The sequence below is a fragment of the Burkholderia sp. KL41 genome (assembly GCF_057005415.2).
In genome coordinates, this window is the sequence record NZ_CM189268.1 from 523,445 (window position 1) to 544,024 (window position 20,580).

14 protein-coding genes and 2 riboswitches are annotated in these 20,580 nt (G+C 65.9%); of the genes, 8 read left to right on the plus strand and 6 right to left on the minus strand.

Going from position 1 to position 20,580, the window contains the following annotated elements:
- The first annotated feature begins 544 nt into the window (after nt 1–544).
- The 3 genes from PQB87_RS36375 to PQB87_RS36385 all read left to right on the plus strand — a co-directional run bounded on the left by PQB87_RS36375 (nt 545) and on the right by PQB87_RS36385 (nt 3,175).
- Nucleotides 545–1,459, plus strand: a complete 915-nt coding sequence (locus PQB87_RS36375; protein WP_301861638.1) for a hypothetical protein — start codon at nt 545–547, stop codon at nt 1,457–1,459.
- Between the two features lie 321 nt (nt 1,460–1,780).
- The gene (locus PQB87_RS36380; RefSeq protein ID WP_174414824.1) at nt 1,781–2,188 is read left to right on the plus strand and encodes a VOC family protein; all 408 of its coding nucleotides are present in this window, start codon (nt 1,781–1,783) and stop codon (nt 2,186–2,188) included.
- A gap of 237 nt (nt 2,189–2,425) precedes the next feature.
- Nucleotides 2,426–3,175, plus strand: a complete 750-nt coding sequence (locus tag PQB87_RS36385) for an SDR family oxidoreductase (RefSeq protein WP_489245095.1) — start codon at nt 2,426–2,428, stop codon at nt 3,173–3,175.
- A gap of 34 nt (nt 3,176–3,209) precedes the next feature.
- Here PQB87_RS36385 and PQB87_RS36390 read toward each other — a convergent pair whose 3' ends face one another.
- Nucleotides 3,210–3,740 (minus strand): P-loop NTPase family protein, encoded by a 531-nt coding sequence (locus PQB87_RS36390; RefSeq protein ID WP_174414826.1) that lies wholly within the window; start codon nt 3,738–3,740, stop codon nt 3,210–3,212.
- Nucleotides 3,741–4,141: 401 nt separating this feature from the next.
- Between PQB87_RS36390 and PQB87_RS36395 the strand changes: the two genes are divergently transcribed.
- From PQB87_RS36395 to PQB87_RS36410, 4 genes are all read left to right on the plus strand, one after another.
- A complete protein-coding gene (locus PQB87_RS36395) occupies nt 4,142–5,356 on the plus strand; it encodes an MFS transporter (protein WP_502291571.1) in 1,215 nt (404 codons plus the stop codon).
- 645 nt (nt 5,357–6,001) lie between these two features.
- The gene (locus PQB87_RS36400; protein WP_431208787.1) at nt 6,002–7,699 is read left to right on the plus strand and encodes a M4 family metallopeptidase; all 1,698 of its coding nucleotides are present in this window, start codon (nt 6,002–6,004) and stop codon (nt 7,697–7,699) included.
- 564 nt (nt 7,700–8,263) lie between these two features.
- The gene (locus PQB87_RS36405; RefSeq protein WP_489245098.1) at nt 8,264–10,366 is read left to right on the plus strand and encodes a putative bifunctional diguanylate cyclase/phosphodiesterase; all 2,103 of its coding nucleotides are present in this window, start codon (nt 8,264–8,266) and stop codon (nt 10,364–10,366) included.
- A gap of 53 nt (nt 10,367–10,419) precedes the next feature.
- A complete protein-coding gene (locus PQB87_RS36410) occupies nt 10,420–12,750 on the plus strand; it encodes a putative bifunctional diguanylate cyclase/phosphodiesterase (protein ID WP_489245099.1) in 2,331 nt (776 codons plus the stop codon).
- A gap of 104 nt (nt 12,751–12,854) precedes the next feature.
- On the opposite strand, the gene PQB87_RS36415 is transcribed toward PQB87_RS36410, so the two are convergent.
- Nucleotides 12,855–14,966, minus strand: a complete 2,112-nt coding sequence (locus PQB87_RS36415) for a radical SAM protein (protein ID WP_489245101.1) — start codon at nt 14,964–14,966, stop codon at nt 12,855–12,857.
- A 291-nt stretch (nt 14,967–15,257) separates the two neighbouring features.
- Entirely contained in the window at nt 15,258–15,443 is a 186-nt protein-coding gene (locus PQB87_RS36420) for a hypothetical protein (RefSeq protein ID WP_174414830.1), read from the minus strand.
- A gap of 137 nt (nt 15,444–15,580) precedes the next feature.
- Between PQB87_RS36420 and PQB87_RS36425 the strand changes: the two genes are divergently transcribed.
- On the plus strand, nt 15,581–15,769 hold the full coding sequence (locus PQB87_RS36425; protein ID WP_021158119.1) for a hypothetical protein: 189 nt from the start codon (nt 15,581–15,583) through the stop codon (nt 15,767–15,769).
- 117 nt (nt 15,770–15,886) lie between these two features.
- Here the strand turns inward: PQB87_RS36425 and PQB87_RS36430 are convergent, their stop codons facing one another.
- The 3 genes from PQB87_RS36430 to PQB87_RS36440 form a co-directional block, all read right to left on the minus strand.
- Nucleotides 15,887–18,031: a flavin monoamine oxidase family protein gene (locus PQB87_RS36430; protein WP_111941231.1), complete on the minus strand. Its 2,145-nt coding sequence runs from the start codon at nt 18,029–18,031 to the stop codon at nt 15,887–15,889.
- 668 nt (nt 18,032–18,699) lie between these two features.
- A complete protein-coding gene (locus PQB87_RS36435; RefSeq protein ID WP_060063862.1) occupies nt 18,700–19,722 on the minus strand; it encodes an ABC transporter substrate-binding protein in 1,023 nt (340 codons plus the stop codon).
- A 138-nt stretch (nt 19,723–19,860) separates the two neighbouring features.
- Nucleotides 19,861–19,982, minus strand: a riboswitch (guanidine-I (ykkC/yxkD leader).
- Nucleotides 19,983–20,052: 70 nt separating this feature from the next.
- Nucleotides 20,053–20,214: a hypothetical protein gene (locus tag PQB87_RS36440; protein ID WP_174414832.1), complete on the minus strand. Its 162-nt coding sequence runs from the start codon at nt 20,212–20,214 to the stop codon at nt 20,053–20,055.
- A gap of 202 nt (nt 20,215–20,416) precedes the next feature.
- Nucleotides 20,417–20,550: riboswitch (guanidine-I (ykkC/yxkD leader) on the plus strand.
- The last annotated feature ends 30 nt before the right edge of the window (nt 20,551–20,580 follow it).

Consider the following 20,580-nt stretch of genomic DNA (forward strand, 5'->3'; position numbering starts at 1 on the left):
GTGGTGTCGGGCAGCGGTCGTGATGCCCGGCACCGGCGGGCGATCCGTGGCCCGGGGTGTGTCTGTCGACCCCGGGCCATCGACGCTTGATGCGTCGCGAAAAGCGGTGTGGTTATGCCGGGCCTGTCCGGCAGCCGATGCCGTCGATGGATGATTTATTCGCCGATTGTGGAGATAATCGGCGCTGGCGCAATGCACTCCGCATTGAGCGTGTCCGAGCACGTCTTCCAGTCCCGTATTGGCGCCGACAACGAAAAATGAAAACGATGAAACCCGAGAACAGGATGCTTCCCGCGCAGCGCGTCGCGTTGCCGCGTCACATTGGGCTGCCTGCCTTCGCGGCGAGCGCCGCGTTGCCGTCGGCTTTGCCGGCCGGTTACGGCGGCAGGTGCCGCTAGCGCCCGGACAGTCCGCGCCATGGGTTCGACAAGAGAACCGGTGCCCGAATCGATCGGCCGGGCAACCGGTATCGAACGGCGATATCAATCGGTGCACCCGTGAGCGTGCATCGGGTCACTTGAAGACGCATCCGGGGTAAAGGCACATGATCGGGAAAGTTGCATGGCTGTCCGTCGTTTCGCTTCTGGTCGCGGCATGCGGGGATCGTTCCGGTCAGGCCGATACCGCATCGAATGCGCAGCCGGCGGCTGCATCGGCGACGCAGGCCGTTACCTCGCCGCGCGAAGGGCGCGACTCGCCCGTGCCGCCCAGGCCGGGCCAGGTGCTGGAGGGCATTTACCAGAAGGACGCGCATGGCGGGGCCTCGATGGAGATCGCCAATGGAAGCCAGGCCACGTACTGGTACGGCCACGCGTTCGACCTGAACGGCGGCCACTACTTCACCGGCTTCGCCTACGAGACGCCGAACAAGTACGCCGAACAGGAGAACACCGCCGAGCCGGTGCACGATGCCAGGGTGACGATCACGGAGGCGACCTTCGAATGGATCACGGACGGCGGCGTGGCCGGCTGGAACATGGTCGAGTCGGAACGCTCGATCGGCGAGTTTGGCGGCGACGAAAAGGCCGACACGATCGACGACCGGGAATCCGCCGTGAGCACGACCCTGCCGGACGGGCGGATCGTGCTGGCCGTGCCGACCTGGCACCTGGCTTCCGGTACCCGGATCAAGTCGTTCGGCCTGTTCGTCTATCGGCGCACCGATGCGTCAAGCAATCCTGACGATACCGACTGGACCTATGCCGGCAACGTATTTCGCGGCAACGACAGCGGCGCGGCATGCGATGCCGCAGGTACCCGCAACCGGATACCGTGCGTGAAAAGCTCGTCGACGCTGACGTTCCTGCCGGCAGACGGCCGGGACTGGCCGCGCCTTCGCGTGGCAATGAACGGGACGGGCATCGACAACGCCGGCCGGAAAAAGACTGACGGCGCCGCGGATGTCGTCGAATACCGGTTCAATCCGAAGACGAAGGTTTACGAAGCGGCGAAGACGTAGGGCGGCATGGGGCGTGTCGCTTTCAACGATGGTTCCACCTGTCCGGAAAGCGGATCCAATGGAGATGGCTCTCTCGAGAAACAAGGTGGGCGACTGCCGGAAGTGATGTGGCTCAGCCAAATCACGGACAAATACAAATGCGAATGGCGCGATCCGCAGCGCTCGCAACCGCGCCCCGATCCGCGATTTCTCGCGGGTTCGCGCGCTGTCGAGCCAGGCGGCGAATGCGAATTGTCGAATGCGAGCCGCGGCTCGTATTCTGGGTGCGTCGGGCGGAACGGCATGGGGCCTCCGCCGATCGACGCATGACGGAGACTCGCAATGACTGCCATGACGCAAACCATGAAGCTCAATCACCTGAGCTTCCCCTCCACCGACACACTGGCGACGGCCCGATTCTTCGAGCGGCATCTCGGCTTCACGATCGCGGGAAGCTGGGACAAATCCTGGATCCTCAAGCGCCCGGGCTTCGACGTAGTGATCGATCACGCCGGCGACGATGAGACCGCGTGGCCGACGAATTTCCACGTCGGGTTCGAACTGCCGAGCCTCGATGCCGTTCGCACGTTGTTCGAACGCTTCAGGGAAGAGGACGTCGAGATGGTGACGGACGTCTTCAACAACGGGCGCGGTTCGCGTTTCTTCTGCCGCGCGCCGGGCGGCGTGATGTTCGAGCTGAACACGCGTGCGGATGCCGCACCGGAATATCAAGGCACGTTCGACGACTGACGCCGGCAAGCGTCATGCCGCGTTCGGGTGCCGGCGCGGGCCGCCGTTTCAATGACCGTGCAGGTCGGGAAGGCTGCGCATCTCCATCCCGTGCAGATCGCCGCAGCGCGCGACATGGCCGTGCCGCACCACCCGCGATGCCGTTGCACCGGACTTCAACAGCAAGAAACGGAGTGCCTGCCTGCAAACGGTCGCCTACATTGCCGTGACTGACCTCACTCACGGGATGTGAAGAAGATGACCTTACTCGAAGGGAAAGTCGCCATCGTCACCGGTGCCTCCACCGGAATCGGCCGGGCGATCGCATTGATGTTCGCGGCGCATGGCGCGTCGATCGTATTGGGCGCGCGAAGCGAATCGACGTTGAATGAGGTGGCCGACGAGATTCGTGGTCACGGCGGGCAGGCGTTCGCCTGCGCCGGCGACGTCTGTCACGTCGATACGCATCGAAGGCTCGTCGCGACGGCCCTGCGCGAGTTCGGCGGTCTCGACATCGCGATCAACAACGCGGGAACCGTCGGGCCGCTCAAACCGCTCGCGGACATCTCGCTCGACGATTGGCAGCACACGCTGTCTACCAATCTGACGGCGGCCTTCCTGGGCGCAAGCAACCAGATTCCCGCGATGCTCGAACGCGGAGGCGGCTCGGTCGTCTTCACGTCCAGCTTCGTCGGAACCAGCGTCGGGCTACCCGGCATGTCCGCGTATGGTGCGTCCAAGGCCGGCTTGATGGGACTGGTGAAGGGCATCACCGCGGACTACGCGGCACGGGGGATTCGGGCAAACGCTCTGTTGCCGGGCGGTGTGGACACCGCGATGGGGGGAGACCGCGAGCAGAAGGAATGGGCGGCCGGGCTCCACGCGATGGAGCGCATCGCCCGCCCCGACGAGATCGCATCCGCGGCGCTGTTTCTGGCGAGCCCGATGGCCAGTTTCGTTGCCGGCTCGGCCCTGTTCGCCGACGGAGGCAATGCGGCCGTGAAGTGAATTCGCATCGCCGCAAACGCGCGTCGCGCCGCGCTCAACCGCCGGCGCGAGCCAGCATGTCGATGACCGCGCGGGTGCGCGAAGGCCGGGTGATCTCCGTCCAGTGCAGATGCGCGTATTTCGGGTCGTCGCGCAGGCCGGCGAACTTGACACGATTCCTGGCGAACGTGGTGTACGACCACAGCAGCACCGACTCTCGCGAAAATGCCATCCGCAGCGACTCGCGGTTGCCGTGCGAAAGCTCGGTGCGCATCAGCCCGCGGCTCAACGTGCGCCAGAGCACGCGGGAGAACACCGTCCGCCGCCCGAAGTTGAGCCAGATCACGTGGGTGGCTCTCGACCAGAGCACGTCGCGCACGGCGCTGTAGTTCCCGTCGGCGACCCATCGGTCGCCGGCCGTCGCGGCCAGCACGGCGCGCTCGAACTGTTCCGGCGGCACGGCTGTCCAGTCGGGGCCCCAGTAGAGTCGATCCAGCTCGATGTACGGGCAGCCCGCGGCCGCCGCCAGTGCGCTGGAAAAGGTGGATTTCCCCGCCCCGCTGGTTCCGACGACGACGAAGCGCATGGGTTTGATCACGGTTGAATGTTGAAGCCGGCTATTGTGCCTCATGCACGAAGCGGTCGCTCGACGGCGGTTCGTCATTGAATACCGGTCATGGCCCGGCTTGCCGCACCGCACGTCCTGCATTGTCGCGGCGGGCGGCGCAGGGAGCCCCTCGCCGCTCCCCAACGGTCATTTGAATTCGGCGTCTACCATTCGTTTCCCGCACCTTTGTACAATCAGCCGCTTCAGTCCTGCCGCACACAACCGCGGCAAACCCCGAAAAAAAACGTGAGAGAAACGATGGCGACCGAACCCGGATTTCAGACGCGCATGTACGCGGATAGCGCCCGCGACGGGAGCCCGTCATGTGCGCCCGGTTGGGTAACGACCGGGTGCGCGTCCCGATCGGATCGAGGGCTGGCATGAGCGACAAACCCGTTCTTGCCGCCGGTGCGCCGTGCGAACCCGCGGCGTCGGCCGCTTCCCTGATGGCGCTGGCGTGCCTGGTCGTATTCATGGCGCAAATGGCGACGACGGTGTACCTGCCGTCGCTGCCTGTCGTCATGCGCGAGTTGAAGATGACGCAAGGCGGCGCCGAGTTATCCATCTCCGCCTATGTGATCGGTGCCGCGCTGCCGGTGCCATTCTGGGGCGCTGCCGCGGAACGCTGGGGCCGGCGCGGCCCGCTGCTGATTTCGCTGCTGCTGTTCATCGGCAGCAGCCTGCTGCTCGCCAGCTGCACGGTCGCACCGGCGCTGCTCGTGTTGCGCGCCATCCAGGGCATCGGCGGCGGCGGCGCGGCGATCATCGCCCGAATCGTCGTCCGCGACAACTGGCGCGGCGACGAACTGGCACGACGCCTCTCCGTGTTGTCGATCGCCTTCATCACGGCCCTGGGCGGTGGCCAGTTCATCGGCGGGCTCATCGGCCGATACAGTCATTGGCAAACGGGTTTCGTGCTGATGGCCGCTGTCGCCGCACTGGCGGTCGCGCTGTCTTACGCGTTGCCGTTGAAGGCGGGAAGCCGTGCCGCCAAACCGTCGGGCCTGACCGGTACTTACTGGCTCCTGCTGCGGCGCCCGGGCTTCCTGTGGCCAGCCTGCGCGGGCGGGCTGGGGTTCGCGACGACCGTCACCTTGCAGGAGGTGAGCCCGTTCGTGTTCCAGGAGCATTTCCAGCTGGCCGTGACGAGCTTCGGCAGTATCGGCCTGCTGCTCGGCGTGGCCTATTTCAGCGGGGCGATGCTGGTCAACCGTCTCGTCAGGCGGCTCGGCGGCGTCCGGCTGATGCATGCCGGCGCCGCGTTGCTTGCGTTCGCAACCACGTTGATGCTGGTGTCGTGGCTGAGCGGCCTGCTGACCCATTTCACCGGGCTGTGGATCTTCATCGCGCTGTATTGCCTGGCGATCTTCGGCCAGGCGGTGCTGTTTCCGAACAGCATGGCGACCGCCGTCAGCGATGCGCATGAACATGGCGCGCATGCGATGGCCTTGTGCGGTTTCCTGCAGCAAGGACTGGCGGGCATCGCCGCGACGGCCGCGGTGCTGCAGCACCATGGCGGCACGTGGACGCTCGCCGTATTCGTGCTGGGGGCGCTGACGTGGCTGGTGGTGCAGGTCAAGGTGCGGGGCAGGTAGGCGGCCGACGTCGACGGACGGTTCATCGGCCGTATGCTTCTCGCGCGAAAACCTCGGTGTGCGGCCGCGCGTCCGCTTCACGCTGCGCGGATAGGGCGATGCAAAAGGCAGTGTGACGCGCTCATGCTGCCGGCCGTGCCGTGCGGCTCAATCGAAAGATTCGTAGAAAACACGTTCTCATGCGTCGTTCGTGAGGCTTTTACTACGAATTAAAAGGCAGTGTCATCAAGGGCGAGAATCGGAGGGGCATTAAAAACCCCGGTGGCATGCCTGGAACGGCAATAATCAAAATCAATATTTAATAAAGCAAATAGCATCTGCCGCGTTACCCCGAGCTTCACATCCTCCGTCCCGCCCGACCCGCGCCACGCACTGCCTTTCCCCAATAACGGCGGGCTCGGCACGCACATTCCGCCGATGCAGCGTTGCCGAAACCGGCATCGCAACCGACGCGATCATTTCAGATTTATAACCAAATCATGACTCGATTAACATCGCCGAAAGAAGTTATTAACCTGTCAGAAAATATCTTGTAATTATAAAAATGACCTTCTAGCATCCCTCTGCAGTTCGTGACATGTCCTGGATCAAAGTCTGTACTTGATGCATTCCTCGAACATCACCCATACATAACCGGGGGATTACATGAAGAAACTGTCTCGCCTGCTGTCCATCACCGCGATTACCGTCGCGAGTCTCAGTGCTTTTGCCCAGGCCGGCGACCAGTCGGCCACGGTCGACAAGGCACTGCAACTGATCCAGCAGAACCCGTCCGCCTTCAGTCTGGCCGCTGGCGGCGCAGCACGCACGTTGAAGTTCGCAGGGCCGCAGGCGAGTGCGCCGACGGACGGCGATCAATTCGAGGTGCGCGACGTGATCGTCGATCCCGACGGCACCGAGCACGTGCGTTTCGACCGCTTCTACGCGGGCCTGCCCGTGATCGGCGGTGACGTGGTCGTCCATTCGAGCAAGGGGCAGTTGAAGCAGGCGAGCGTGACCCAGCTTGCGCCGATCAATCTCGCCGGCACGATCGGCAAGGTCGGAAACCGCGCCGTGGTACGCAACGCGCCCGACATCGGCAACGCCAGGGTCAAGCGCATCGCGACCGCGCGTTTCAACTCGGACGTGCGCCGCGTCGACGACGCGGAGCTCGTGGTGTTCGCACGCGACGTCACGCCGACGCTGGCCTACGCGGTGCGCGTATACGGCAAGTCGAACGACGTGCACGGCGATGCGGTGCTGTACTACGTCGACGCACGCACGGGCGCCGTGCTCGATGCGCAGGACCTGATCAAGACCGCCGCCGCGACCGGCACCGGCCGCTCGCTGTACTACGGCAACCTGACGCTGACCACCGACCAGACCGGCACGAACGCGTACCGGATGCTCGATCCGAATCGCGGCGGCGGCTCCGTGTACGACGGTCGCGGACTGATCGCGGAGGACGTCGAGCAGGCGACCGACCTGCCGATCTTCACGAGCAGCACGAACGTGTGGGGCAACAACGCGACCACCGACCGGCAGACCGTCGCCGCCGACATCGATTACGGTCTGGCGTTAACTTGGGACTACTACAAGACGACGCACAACCGCAACGGTATCTTCAACGACGGGCGCGGCGTGAAGAGTTTCGCGCACGTGGTGTTCGACACCGGCAGCGGCACGACCGGCGCGAACGCGGCATGGATGCCGTCGCACATCATGGTGTACGGCGACGGCCAGCCGGGCACGAGCCTGCCGAAGCCGGTCGTGTCGGTCGACGTGGCCGGACACGAGATGAGCCACGGCGTGACCGAGGCCACGGCCAACCTGAACTATTCGGGCGACGCGGGTGGGCTGAACGAAGCGACTTCCGACATTTTCGGCACGCTCGTCAAGTACTACGCGAACAACCCGAACGATCCCGGCAACTACGTGATCGGTGCGCGCGTGGTGAGCGGCGGCCTGCGCAAGATGTACAAGCAGGACCTCGATGGCCGGTCGTTCAGCTGTTACCCGTCCGGCGGATTCTCGTGGTCGAATCCGCGCCACGATCCGCATTTCACGTCGGGCGTCGGCAATCGCCTGTTCTACCTGCTGGCCGAAGGCCCGACGGTGCCGTCGACCGATACCGGCCTGACGAAAGCGAAACTGGTCTGCAACGGCGACACGACCTTCACCGGGCTGGGGCGCGAGAAAGCCGGGAAGATCTGGTACCGGACGCTGACCGTGTATCTGAACGCGAACTCCAGCTACCCGAACGCGCGGCGTGCATCGATCCAGGCGGCGAACGACCTGTACGGCGCGAATTCGGCCGAAAGCGCGACGGTCGCTCGTGCTTGGAGCGCGGTCGGGGTGAATTGACGGCGTTGGTGCCAGTGCGTTGAATGCCCGAGGATCGATCGCGTGGCGGCATTTCGTGTCGGAGAACGGAGAGCCGGTCGAGGCCACGCGACGCCCGGGCAAATGACGGACGTGTTGATCGACCGCCTGCAATTGCGGGCGGTCGATCTCTGGAATCCGGTTATCGCGCCAGCCACATATCCCGTTCTTCGGCACGGCGTGTCGACACGGTTGCACCTGCCGCACCTTCCTCGATAACCGCGCCGCGTTCCCCGGCCGTCCGTGACGAACCCGAAAGAAACCTGACGGTGAAACGCGGCGGAATCCGGCCGTATCACCCATCGCCCACACCCTTCGGTCGATCGGCAAACCATCGGCCGATCCTTCGATATCCCGCCCCGTCTCGTTCCGGCACTTTTTCCAGAAAAAATATCTTCCGGGCAATCGTTTGCGTGCCGCCGCGCGGCGTTCAGTTTATTCATCACATGCCGATATCCGGAAGGCGCGCCTGATCGAAGCGGCATCGCCCCGCGGTTTCGATCGGGAACGGCATCCACCCATGCGACGGATAGGGGAAGAAAGGTTTTGGCGACAGTTTTAGGGTGCATCGTTCATCGGCACAATCACTGGCTGGTCCTGCTTGCCGCGCTGTTGTGCGGGGCCGGTTCGTGGGTCACCGCGCGCCTGTTCCAGCGCACGGTGAACACCTCCGGCATGCAGCGGCTCGGCTGGCAGGTGCTGACGGCCATTTCGGCCGGCGTGGCGATCTGGTGCACGCACTTCATCGCGATGCTCGGCTTCGATGCCGGCGCGCCCGTGCAATTCGACCTGCCGCTCACGCTCGTGTCGCTGCTCATCGCGGTCGGCGGCAGCACGATCGGCTTCGCGCTGACGACCTGCCGCATCGTCAGGATCGCGCCCGCGCTCGGCGGCGCGATCGTCGGCGTCGCGATCGTGCTGATGCATTACACCGGCATGCTTGCGTGGCGGGTCGAGGGCATCGTGTCGTGGGACATCGGCTACCTGGTCGCGTCGGTGCTGCTGGCGATGACCCTCGCGGCGCTCGCGCTGCACCTCGCGCTGCGGCCGTCGCCGCACGCGGTCAACCAGATGGCTGGCGTGCTGTCGCTCGCGATCCTCGCGCTGCATTTCACCGGGATGTCCGCGCTGAGCATCACGCCGCTGACGCTCGACGGCGCGTGGACCGACGTGAACACGCTGCGTCCGCTCGCGCTGGGGGTCGCGGGTACGTCGCTCGTGATCGTCTGCACGGGGCTCGTGAGCTACGTGATCGACAGCAATGTACGGGCCGAATCGCTCGAGCACCTGCGCCGGCTGGCACTGAGCGACATGCTGACCGGCCTGCCGAACCGGGCGAGCTTCAACGAGCGGCTGGACCTCGAAATCGCGCTGGCGCAAGAGCAGGGCACGAAGCTCGCGCTGATCGGCATCGACCTGAACCGCTTCAAGGAAATCAACGACCTGCGCGGCCATCACGCCGGCGACGAGGTGCTGCGCATCCTCGCGCGGCGCATGTCGAACGTGCTGCGCGAAGGCGAATTCGTCGCCCGCATCGGCGGCGACGAATTCGCGGCACTCTGCCGGATGGGCGACGACACACGCCTGATGGATCTGCTCGAACGGCTCGAGCCGGCGCTCTACAAGCCGGTCAGGCTGGACGACTACGAGGTCGTGCCGGGCGCGAGCTTCGGCGTTGCCATCTACCCGGACGACGCAGCCACCAAGGCGATCCTCATCAACAACGCGGACCTCGCGATGTACCGTGCCAAGGGCAGCGTCGCGCAATCGATCTGCTTCTACGAGCCGGCGATGGACCTGATCGTCCGCGCGCGCCGCAGCCTCGCGGCCGACCTGCGCCGCGCGGTGGCCGACAACCAGCTGAGCATCCACTACCAGGTGCAGACCTCGCTGACGACCGGCGAGATCCGCGGCTACGAGGCGCTGCTGCGCTGGCAGCATGCGACGCTCGGCACGATCCCGCCCACCGAGTTCATTCCGCTCGCCGAGGAAAACGGCGTGATCCTGGAGATCGGCGCGTGGGTGCTGCGCGAGGCATGCGCGCGGGCGGCCACGTGGGAGCCGCCCTATACGGTCGCGGTGAACGTATCGGCCGTGCAGTTCATGCACGCGGACCTGACGGCGCTCGTGGCGGACGTGCTCGAGGCAACCGGCCTGCCGGCGTCGCGCCTGCAGCTTGAGCTGACCGAATCGACGATCTTCGCCGGCCGCGAGCGCGCGCTGGACACGCTGCGGCAGATCAAGGCGCTGGGCGTGAGCATCGCGCTCGACGATTTCGGTACCGGCTATTCGTCGCTGGACACGCTGCGCTCGTTCCCGTTCGACCGCATCAAGCTCGACCAGTCGTTCGTCGCGGACGCGGAAGCGAAACCGCAGGATCGCGCGATCATCCGCGCCGTGCTCGCGCTCGGCAAGAGCCTGGGCATTCCGATCCTGGCCGAAGGCATCGAGACGCGCGACCAGCTCGTGCTGCTGGCCGACGAAGGCTGCGACGAAGCGCAGGGCTTCCTGCTCGGCAGGCCCGCACCACTCAACGAGATTGTCGGCAGCGGGCAGATCGCGCTGACCGGCAGCAACCGCGCCAGCGCGACGGTTCCCGCGTCCGGATCGGCCGTCACGGCCGAGCTGGGCCCGGGCCCGCGCCGGTAACCGACGACGCCGGATACGGCAATCCGCACGCGGGTTGCAGCAGGCAGGCTCACATGAAAACCCACTACGTACGGATGGTCAGACTGGCAAGCATCGCGGCGCCGGCCCGGAACCCGGACCTGCTCGCGGCGCAATTCCGGGTATTCGCCGGCCAGCTCCCGGTGATGTACCTGATCCTCATCTCGAGCACCTGGAGCCTCGCCGTCACGCACCTGCGCAGCACGCCGTGGTGGCTGTCGGTCGCGATGCCGGCCGCGATGACGCTCGTGTCGCTCGCGCGGCTGCTGCACTGGCGCCGCGCGCGGCTGGTGGAGCCGACGCCGGACACCGTGTCGCGTGCGCTCACGATGACGAACTGGCTGGTGATCCCGATCGCGGTGACGTTCACCCTCTGGGCGCTGCTGCTGTTCCCGTACGGCGACGCGTGGCAGAAGGCCCAGGTCGCGTTCTACATGGCGATCACGGTGATCGGCTGCATCTTCAGCCTGATGTACCTGCGCACGGCCGCGCTGATCGTGGCCGTGATCGTCAACGCCGTGTTCATCGCGTTCTTCCTCTCGACGGGCCAGCCGACGCTCGTCGCCACCGCGGTCAACATGGCTTTCGTGTCGGCAGCGCTGATCGCCGTCATCTCGGTCAACTACCGGGGCTTCGTGCGCACCGTCGACGCGCAGGCCGAATCGCGGATGCGCGAGCAGGCGCAGACGCGGCTGATGCGGATGATCGACGACATGCCGGTGGCCGTGATGACGGCCGACCCGGAGACGTTCCGCATCAACTACCTGAACACGGCGTCGCGAAACCTGCTGCGCTCGATCGAGCATCTGCTGCCGATCCGCGCCGACGACGCGCTCGGCGCGTCGATCGACTTCTTCCATCCGCACCCGCAGCACCAGCGCCGCCTGCTCGCCGATCCGGCGAACCTGCCGCATCGCGGCCGCGTGCGGCTCGGGCCGGAAGTGCTCGACTTCCAGGTCTCGGCGGTGCGCGATGCCGAGGGGGGCTACATCGGCCCGATGCTGTCGTGGTCGATCGTCACGCAGCAGGCCGAGGCGGAAGCGCGCATCCACCAGCTCGCGCATCACGATTCGCTCACCGGCCTGCCGAACCGCGCGACCTTCCTCGCCGAATTCGACACGAGCCTGCGCCGCTCGGACAAGACGCTCGGGCTGCTCTTCATCGACCTCGACGGCTTCAAGCTGATCAACGACGCGTGCGGGCATTCGGCGGGCGACGAGGTGCTGCGCCAGGTCGCGGAACGCCTTCGCGGGCAGTGCCCCGAGCCGGGGATGATGCTCGGGCGCATCGGCGGCGACGAGTTCGCGGTGCTGCTGCGCGACACCGACGCGGACGGCGCGATGGGCGCGGCCGCGCGGCTCGTCGACACGCTCGTCGCGCCCTATGCGCCGTCGCCCGAGCGGCAGTTCCGCATCGGCGCGTCGATCGGCTGCGTGCTGGCGCCGCATCACGGCAACGACGCCGGCGTGCTGCTGTCACGCGCGGACATGGCGCTCTATGCGGCCAAGAAAGCCGGGAAGGGGACGTACCGGATGTTCTCGCCGGACATGGAAACGCGCGCGCAGGAGCGGATCGCGCTCGAATCGAAGCTGCGCGTCGCGCTGGACGAGAACCAGGGGCTGTACGTGTTCTACCAGCCGATCGTCGATGTCCGGACCCGCCAGGTGACGACGCGCGAGGCCCTGCTGCGCTGGCATCATCCGCGTTCCGGCTGGATTTCGCCGAGCTACTTCATTCCGGTGGCCGAGCGCGGCGGCCTGATCGACCGGCTCGGCCGCTTCGTGCTCGACCATGCCTGCCGGGAGGCGGCGCGCTGGCCGGACGGTGCGCGCGTCGCCGTCAACGTGTCGGCGGCGCAGCTCGGCCACGGCACGATCGTGCCGGCCTTCGCGGCGGCGCTGGCCGGCGCGGGTCTCACACCCGACCGGCTGGAAATCGAGGTGACGGAAACCGCGCTGCTGCATGACGAGGGCGAGGCCATCGCGGACCTGCGCGCGCTGCGCTCGATGGGCGTGCGCGTCGCCCTCGACGATTTCGGCACCGGCTTCTCGTCGCTCGCGCATCTGCGTGCGTTTCCGTTCGACAAGATCAAGATCGACGGCAGCTTCGTGCGCGACGCGATCTCGCGACCGGACTGCGCGGCCGTCGTGCGCGCGGTGGCCGATCTCGGCAAGCGTCTCGGCGTGACGACCGTCGCGGAAGGCGTCGAGACGGAGGAGCAACTGGCGTGCATCACGGATGCCGGCTGCCGCGAGGTGCAGGGTTTCCTGATCGGCAGGCCCGCGCCGGGCGAGCACGATGCGCCGGCCATCCGCTGGATCGAGCGGGCCGCGTTGGCGGCGCAGGCTACGGGCAGGCGGGCGTGAGGGGCGGCGACGCGACCGGACTGCGCGATACCCGGATCGATTGAAGGCCGAAAACGCGCATTCCAGGAAGACGATCGCGCGCGCCCGGCGGGTTGCGTTGCGGGTCAGGAATACACGTCCGCGATCACGCGTCGAACGGCAAACGCCAGCGGATCGACCTCGTGCACCCCGATGCCGAGCCTCGCGTCGAACGACGCCGCAAGCTGCTCGAGTTGACCGAAAGCGTATCCGGGGTCCGCGGTGACGATGTTCACGAAGGCCATACCCCGACGATATCCCGCCTTGACTTCGATGCGAACGCCGCCCGGAAAGCGCTGGTGAAGCGCTTCGCGAACCAGGCCGATATCGATCTCGCCGGGTTCCGCGCGCCGGCCTTTCCGGGGTGTGGCATCACGCACGAAAAAACTGGCGCTGACGCGCACTTCCGGGCCGTCGATGGCGCCGACATACGCACCCTGCCGATAGGCGAGCACCGCGAGCCGCTTGCGGCGCTCGATTCCCGATACCAGGACACACGTGCCGGCGACGTCGGCCTGGCCTTCCGCGATCATGTGCGCGAATCGAACCGCCCGCTCGGCGGAATCCTCGCGCGAGCCGAAATGCAACGCAAGCCTTGGCGTTCGACCGATTTCCGCGCCGAGCCGCTTCTTGACCGACAGCATGGCCGCGTCGTCGATGTCGTCGAACACGAGTTCCGCGGCGAGCGGTCGACCGGCGCAATAGTCGGTGAGCAGTTGGCGAATCTCGACGAGTTCACCTGGCGCGCCATCACCCTGCAGCTCGAGCGTGACGAGGACGACCTCTCCGTGCAGCCAGGTTCTGGCGGCGGGATGGGGCTTCCGGGCGGCCAGATCGTGTGCGTCATCCGCGCCTGACGCACGCACCGCGGCCAGCAGGAACACGTCGTGGGCGTGGATGCCGCCAGGCACCACGTATGCGCCTTTCTTCCAGGCCAGCGCACGCAATTCCGGAAACAGGTCGTCTGCCTCGTATCCCGTCGCGATCACCGAGCGGCCGATCGCCGCCAGCTCGCGAGGCGACCCTCCGCCCGACAAGCCCGGCCCCGCGACCGCTTCTTCCTTGAACAGGCGCTTCCACTCGGACGAATACTCGGCATCGGGCGCCCATGACGGCAGCAGTTGGGCGAGGTAGGCGTCCGCATCCGCGATGGTCTCGAATTTCGCGACCATCACGCACTCGCCGCTGTTGTTGCCGGAGAATGCCTGCCACACGCTGACCGGCGGCGTTGACCGGGTTCGACCGGCATCTGCGCCGCGACGTGCACAACCGCGCCGCGCACTGGGCTGCTCGAGATGCGCACGCGCGTTGCGCCATCCGTGCAGGATGTCCTCCGCACTGGCGGCAGGCAGGCCGCCGTCCTGGAACGAACAGCCCTGCATGCGTTGATCGGGCGTGATGGAGACGAAGTCGAGCCCTGCGCCGCAGTCGCCACTGCCATCGGCTCCGTCGAACAATCTGGATACGGGCACCGCGTCGCCGAAGCACACCGACAGGCGGCAGGCGATCGGCGAATCCTGCACGATGGCCGCGAGCTGCGCGCGCCCCTTCGGCGAAAGGTGCCTGCGCAAATCGGGGCCGATGTAGGACAGCAACGAGACATCCTGACAACCCAGCGCGGCCAGTTCGGCCAGCAGTGCGGGGAGGCTTGGCAGCACCGCGTCGTCGACGATCAGGTTGGCGCCCCATCTTTGCCCGTATTCCGACAGGACCGTGCCCGCGTCGCGCCAGCGCACGTCGTCGTACAGCGAGACGCGGACCTGGCCGAAGCGGCCCGCGTAGGGCGCAAACGTGTTGTGCCGGATCAGCGTTCCATTGGTCGTGACGTTCAGTGCAAGCGGAGTGGTGTGATGGAGGATGTCGATCAGCTCGGCGAATCCGCGGAACGCGAACGGCTCTCCGCCGCCGAAGGCGACTTCCAGCGTGCCTGCCGCGGCGAGGCCGCGAAGGACGTTGGCGGCCGACTGGACGGACCAGGCGCTGTCGCGCCGCACATCACGCGAGCAGAAGTCGCAAGACAGATTGCACTTGTTCGTTATCCCGAACATCACGACCCGGGGTGCGAGGCGCCGCAAGTGGCGGGTCGCCGCGTTCTCGATCCGGACGTGCGTTCCTGTCGCGGGGTGAAAGCGCAGCAGCGCGCCGTCCAGCGGATACGCCCTGAATGCGTTGCGGTCAAAACCAGTGGAAACCGGCATCGGCGAGGCCCTCTGTCTTTTTTGTCGAGGATTCCCGTGAACCCGGTGGCAGCACGGGAAACCGTCATATTTGAAGCAACTCGCGCAGTCACCATCCGTTGCCCGGCCGGGCATGAATGGCAGGCGCGGGGAATGGCGCAAGGCGCTTCACGCGCGGGGAGAAAGGAATCCTCGAGCGCGTCGCACCCGAAAGGGAAATCATCCCGGCGTGTAGCCGGCAGCCGACATGCGCGGCCGCCGTAGAGTCGCACCGATTATAGCGGCGACCCGATCAAGGCCCCGCCGGCAAGGTCAGATGCGGTCGAAGTTGAACGGCGTCACGTCCGGCAGGCCTCCGAACCGTTGTACCTCGACGCCGCACCAGGTGCCGATCGTGTCGATCGTGCGGCGCGCCTCGTTGCCTTCCCTGAAACGACTTTCAGGCCGGACGGCAAGCGGATCGCGGAGGAGTGAGCTGCGATGCTTGCTCGAAGTCATTGCGGTGCATGCGCCGCCGCCGTAGGATGGCGGGAGACGTGCGTTTCACATCACGTCATCCTGGCGACATCTTTCTCACGTACATCTATTGCACTTCGCCAGTCGGCGGGGGGCCGATTTTTCAAGGAAGACCGACCATGGCGGCAAAACGCCTTCGCATCAACATGATTACCCGTCGCCAGTCGACGTTCGACGGCCGTCATCTCGACACCGAGGCGGTACGCCGCCACGACGCGCAAGTGCAAGACGCGATCCCCGCCCAATTGAAAGGCACGCAGGGTGCCGAGGCGGAATGGCTGCCGCGCGTGAAGGTGAGCGAGCGGTAATCCGGATACACCGATTCCGCCGTCCGGCCGCGCGCCCTGTTTCGATCGATGTGAAACGCGCCCGCCGGACGGCGGGCGCATGATGACGCGCGACGCGCGCGTCTCCTCGTTCGCGGATTACTTGCTGGTGGCCAGCTCCGCTGCGGGAACCTTCACGACGGGCCGCAAACCGGCCACGAGCGGACGCGCGGCACTGGACAGCGCGTTCACGTCGCCGCGATTGGCGCGCACGATCAGGCCCGCCACCGCATTCAGTGCACTCATGAACGCGCCTTCGAGCCAGCCGCCGAGGTGGCTGTAGCTGTCGCTGGCAATGAAGAAGCGGTTGTCGAGCGACGCGGCGAGCGCATGCGTGTGATACCGGAAGCACAGGTTGCTCTGGTGATGGTCGCCCGTCATGTCGAGCTTGAAGCCGCCGGCCGTCTTGTTGGTCGTCCAGTCGAAGACAAAACGGTCCGCCGTGCGTGCTTCCGCGAGCAGCCGATAGAACCACCACGGTTGTGCGTTCGACGCGCCCGCATACTTCACGTACCGATACGCGCGATTCACCATCGTCCGGTACATCCCGTCCGCCGTACCGGCCTCGGTTGCCGGGTTTTGCGGATACAACCCGAAATCGTGCTGAAGCCGGGTCGAATCGTCTTCCCACGTGTAGCTGGCGAGCAGGCTCGAATACTCGGGCGCCTGGCCGTCTTCGACGATGGGGCTCGGTACCACATAACTCGCCGCGAGGCCGCTGTCGGAGACGACGGCCTTGATCGGTTCGCCGCGCCATTGCGGGACCCACGGCTGGTCGAGCGCAGCGGTCTTGACGGTGGCGAACACCTTCGACGAGCGCGCCATGTGAAGCTGGCCGATCGCCGTGACGATCCGGGCGTTCGCGGCGGCGCTGTTATCGCTCAGCAGCAGCGGCGGATAAACCTGGTTGTACGTATGCGTTTCGAGGCCCAGGCCCGCGTCCCCCAGATTCTGGCTCGCGGCATGTTCGAAGCCGCTGCGGCTGACGATCGGCGTCAACTGATCGTGCGGGACGGCGAGAATCACGAAATCGTAGGCTTCGGCGTGGACGGCGTTATGGCTGTCGTATGACAGCAGTTGCGCGCGCGCCGACGCGGTGCCGGAATGGCAGGCGTTCGCGACGCGTTCCTGACGAACCTGGACGGCCAGCTTGCCGGCGCCGACGTCCTGGGCCTTGCGGAACAGATTCCGGATGAACTCGACGTTTTCCGTGACCGGCAGCGTGTATTCGTTCGAATAGTCCCAGAGGATCAGCCGCATCATCTCGACCAGCGAGATGTTGTACAGCGGCTTGAAGCCGCCGGTGCCGAAGCCGAAGCGGCCGAACAGCTCGACGTAGTAGCTGATCGATTCATCGACGTCGAGCACACCGTCGACCGGCGGCAGCGTTCCTTTCTCGAACGCAACCGTCACGATCTCGCGGACGGCCGCGCCGAGCGTCAGGCCATCGTATTGCGCGATGAACTCGGGCCAGTACTTCGTCTGGATCCGCTCGAGGGCATCGGCCGGCGGCGTAGCCGCATTCAGGATCGCCGCGATCTTGGCCGGATCCACATTGGCGATCGGATACATCGCGACATTCTCGCCTTCCGGGTTGCCCGCCAGCCCGCCGGCGACGACACCCAGTACCTTCAACGTCGGCGAATCCGGATCTTCCCAGTCTTTCGGATCGCTCCCGACATAACGATCGACCCGATTGCCGAACACGAATTCGGTCGGCACCTTGCCCGGATTCGGAAATACCTTGATCGGTGCCGCGTCCCCGAATGCGGCGGACGCATAATGCCAGGTCAATCCGGCGATTTCCGGAAAGCGCATCGCGCCTACTTCGTAAATGGTGTCGCCGCTGGCGGGATCGCCGTTGTGGACGAGCGCCGCCGACACTCTTCCGGCCTTGAGCCCGCGCACCTTGATCGCCTTGATTCCCGGGCGGTCATGAAGAAACGAATCGGGATCGGCTTCGTAGATCTGCACGTTGATGCCGCTTCCTGCCGGCAGCGTCGCCGCGAGCCGGCCGAGTTCGTAGAGTGCGGCGATGCCGCCTGCTCCGCCGCCGACGATGGCGATCCTGTAGTTGCCGGCGGGCAGCGTACCCAACGGCCCGGCGGCGGCGACCGGATAGGACACCAGCGCGGAATCGGGATGCCGGTAGTTGATCCCGCTCAACCGGGCTTCGCCGACGGTGGTGGCAATCTTCTTCTCGCCCTTCAGGCCGTGCAGCCGGGGAATGACGGTAACGCCCATGACGTTTCTCCATCGAGAGAGTGGAAACCGCGCGATATCGATCCCGCTTGCCGCTGGCACAGCGCGTCGGGACCGATTCAGGACAACGACAACGCATTGCGAACGAAGCTTGCGCAGTATGCGAATGCGGTTTCGCCAAATCAATCAATTTTTGTTTGAGAAACGATTGGGGAGAATGAGCGAAATGATGGAAAAGAGGCGGGCTTGGGAAGGGGGGATTTCGTGACGGTAAAAGTCACGGGATCGCGATCGAATCGCCGATCCTCTTCGGATTGCAGAACACGCGATCGGTGAAGCGCGCGATCGGCGTCGGGCCGAGCCCGAAGCCGATCGGCTGTGCAAGGAACGCGTAGCGCGCCGACGCTGAAGCGCTCGGACGGGGTTGCCGAAATCCGCACGAAGAGCCGCACGGGTATGCCGCGGGAGAACGCTATCCGCCGGACGATGTGCGGCAGCCGGACTGATACCGGCCGGCGTCGCGCGGCATCGAGACGAAAATCGCGGAACGATTCGACGGACTGCGCCGGCTCGACAGGGATGCGGGCAAGCGCCGCTGACAGGCGACACCTGCCTCGACATCCTCGGAAATACGCCTCCCCGTGCTCGATGAAGCGGGGAGGCGCCCGCTAGCCTGACCGAGCCGTCAAAAGTCCGACCGCGCGCAACGGTCAGTTCGACATTCCGAATCGCGGATCAATATACGCATCGACATTCTGCGACTGCTTGTACACGCCGTTGCGCACGTTGAACGCATTCGCGTTGCGCGTCGAGCCATAGATCGAATCGAGACCGTCGCCCTTGCGGAACGCACGCTTCGCGGCCGCTTCGTCGAGCAGGTGCGTGCCTTTCAGCAACGGGAGGTATTGCTCCGGCGTGAGCCCGACGCGCGCGGACATGATCCTGACCGCATCTGCCTGCGTCTTCGGGTCGTTGATGTACGCGACGCAGCGGTACCAGACCTTGATCACCTTGGCCCAGTCGGCCCGGCGCGCGGCGAGGCTCGCGGGCGCGACCGTGATCGCATCGTAGATCAGCCCCGGCGCGTCGGCCGACGTGAAGATCGCGCGTGCGCCTGGTGCGCGCTTCAGCGCCTCGTTTGCGTTCGGCTGCCATGCGGCGACGGCGGCGACATCGGTCGACGAGCCGAGCACCTGCGGCAGTTCGTTGGTCTTCGCATTGACCAGCGTCACGTCGCCATCCTTCAATCCGTGCTTCTGCAGCGCGGTTTCGAGCAACAGGTGATCGACGAGGCCGAGCTCGACGCCGACCTTCTTGCCCTTCAGCCCCTCGACGCTGCGCAGCGGCGGCTTCGCGATGATCATGTCGTTACCGGCGGAATAGTCGGTCAGCAGGATCATCACGTTCTTCGCGCCGGATGCGCCCGTCACGAGCGCATCGCCGTTGGTTGCCGCGACCGCGTCGAGCTTGCCCGCGGAAAACGCGTCGAGCGACGCCGAGTAATCGAACCATTCGAAATCGACGTCGACGCCGGCCTCCTTGAACCAGCCCTTGTCGAGCGCGACCTGGAACGCGACCCAGCCGGGCCAGTCGCTGTAGCCGATCTTCAGCGGCGCCGCCGCGTGAACGGCGGGCGCCGCGAGCAGCGCCGCCGCCGTGGCGGCAGCACCCAATGCACGACGGGCGGAACGGAAGGACAGCAGGCGGCGGAGTGCCGAGGCGGGACGGGTCATCGTGTTTCTCCAGGAGACCGGGATCGGGATCGTCGATACGGACCGTGCAGGAGCACGGTCCGGCTGCGTAGCCGGTTCCTGCGGATGCGGAACGAACGAAGCGGCCACGGAGAGGCGCGATGGCCGTTGCCATCGCCAGTCTCCCGGGCTTTTGTCCCGCCGTGTAGCGCGTGCGCGTCCGCTCTCGCGATCGGACGAACCCGTGCCGGGCTGCTCTCGGACCAGACGTTCGATGAACCGGAACCCTAGCACCCCTAAGATGCGACGCCGCCGCACCTCTCGGCGTCATGCCGAGCGAAAACCGTGCCAACGACGTGCGACGAGGGCGGCTCAGCGGCGGCGCGCGGCGCGTTGCAGTTCGATGAAGCGGGCGGAGAAGAGGGCTGTCAGCACGCGCCGGAGCAGGTCGAGCTTGTTCATGAGCGGTTGGATGTCGAGTGAAGGTGCCGCCATCGATGCAATGCCCATGCCACTGCGGATCGTGCCGTGCATGCGCAGGCGACACGCACTGCACCGGTGCGGGATCGCGTTCGCCTGGTGCGCGGCACGCCCGCCGCGAGGGCACGGGGTCGCCGCCATGTCGTGCACGCGGCGCACGCGCGGGCCGCCGCACCGCGTTGTGCAGCCGTTTCGTCGAGGCTGGCACGCAACTCGCTAGATCGTTGCCCGAGAGGTGCGAAGCAATTTGCATCATCTTCAGGATCGCTAGGGTTCCGGTCATGCGGCGTTCGCGCCGCACGATGCCTGGTCCGAGAGCAATCCGGTCTTGCCTTCGCCTCGATACGAGGCAGCGGCGAGGCTCCACGGAGGGATAAAAGCCCGGGAGGTCGCGATGTCGTTCGGTCGCCCTCTCACGCC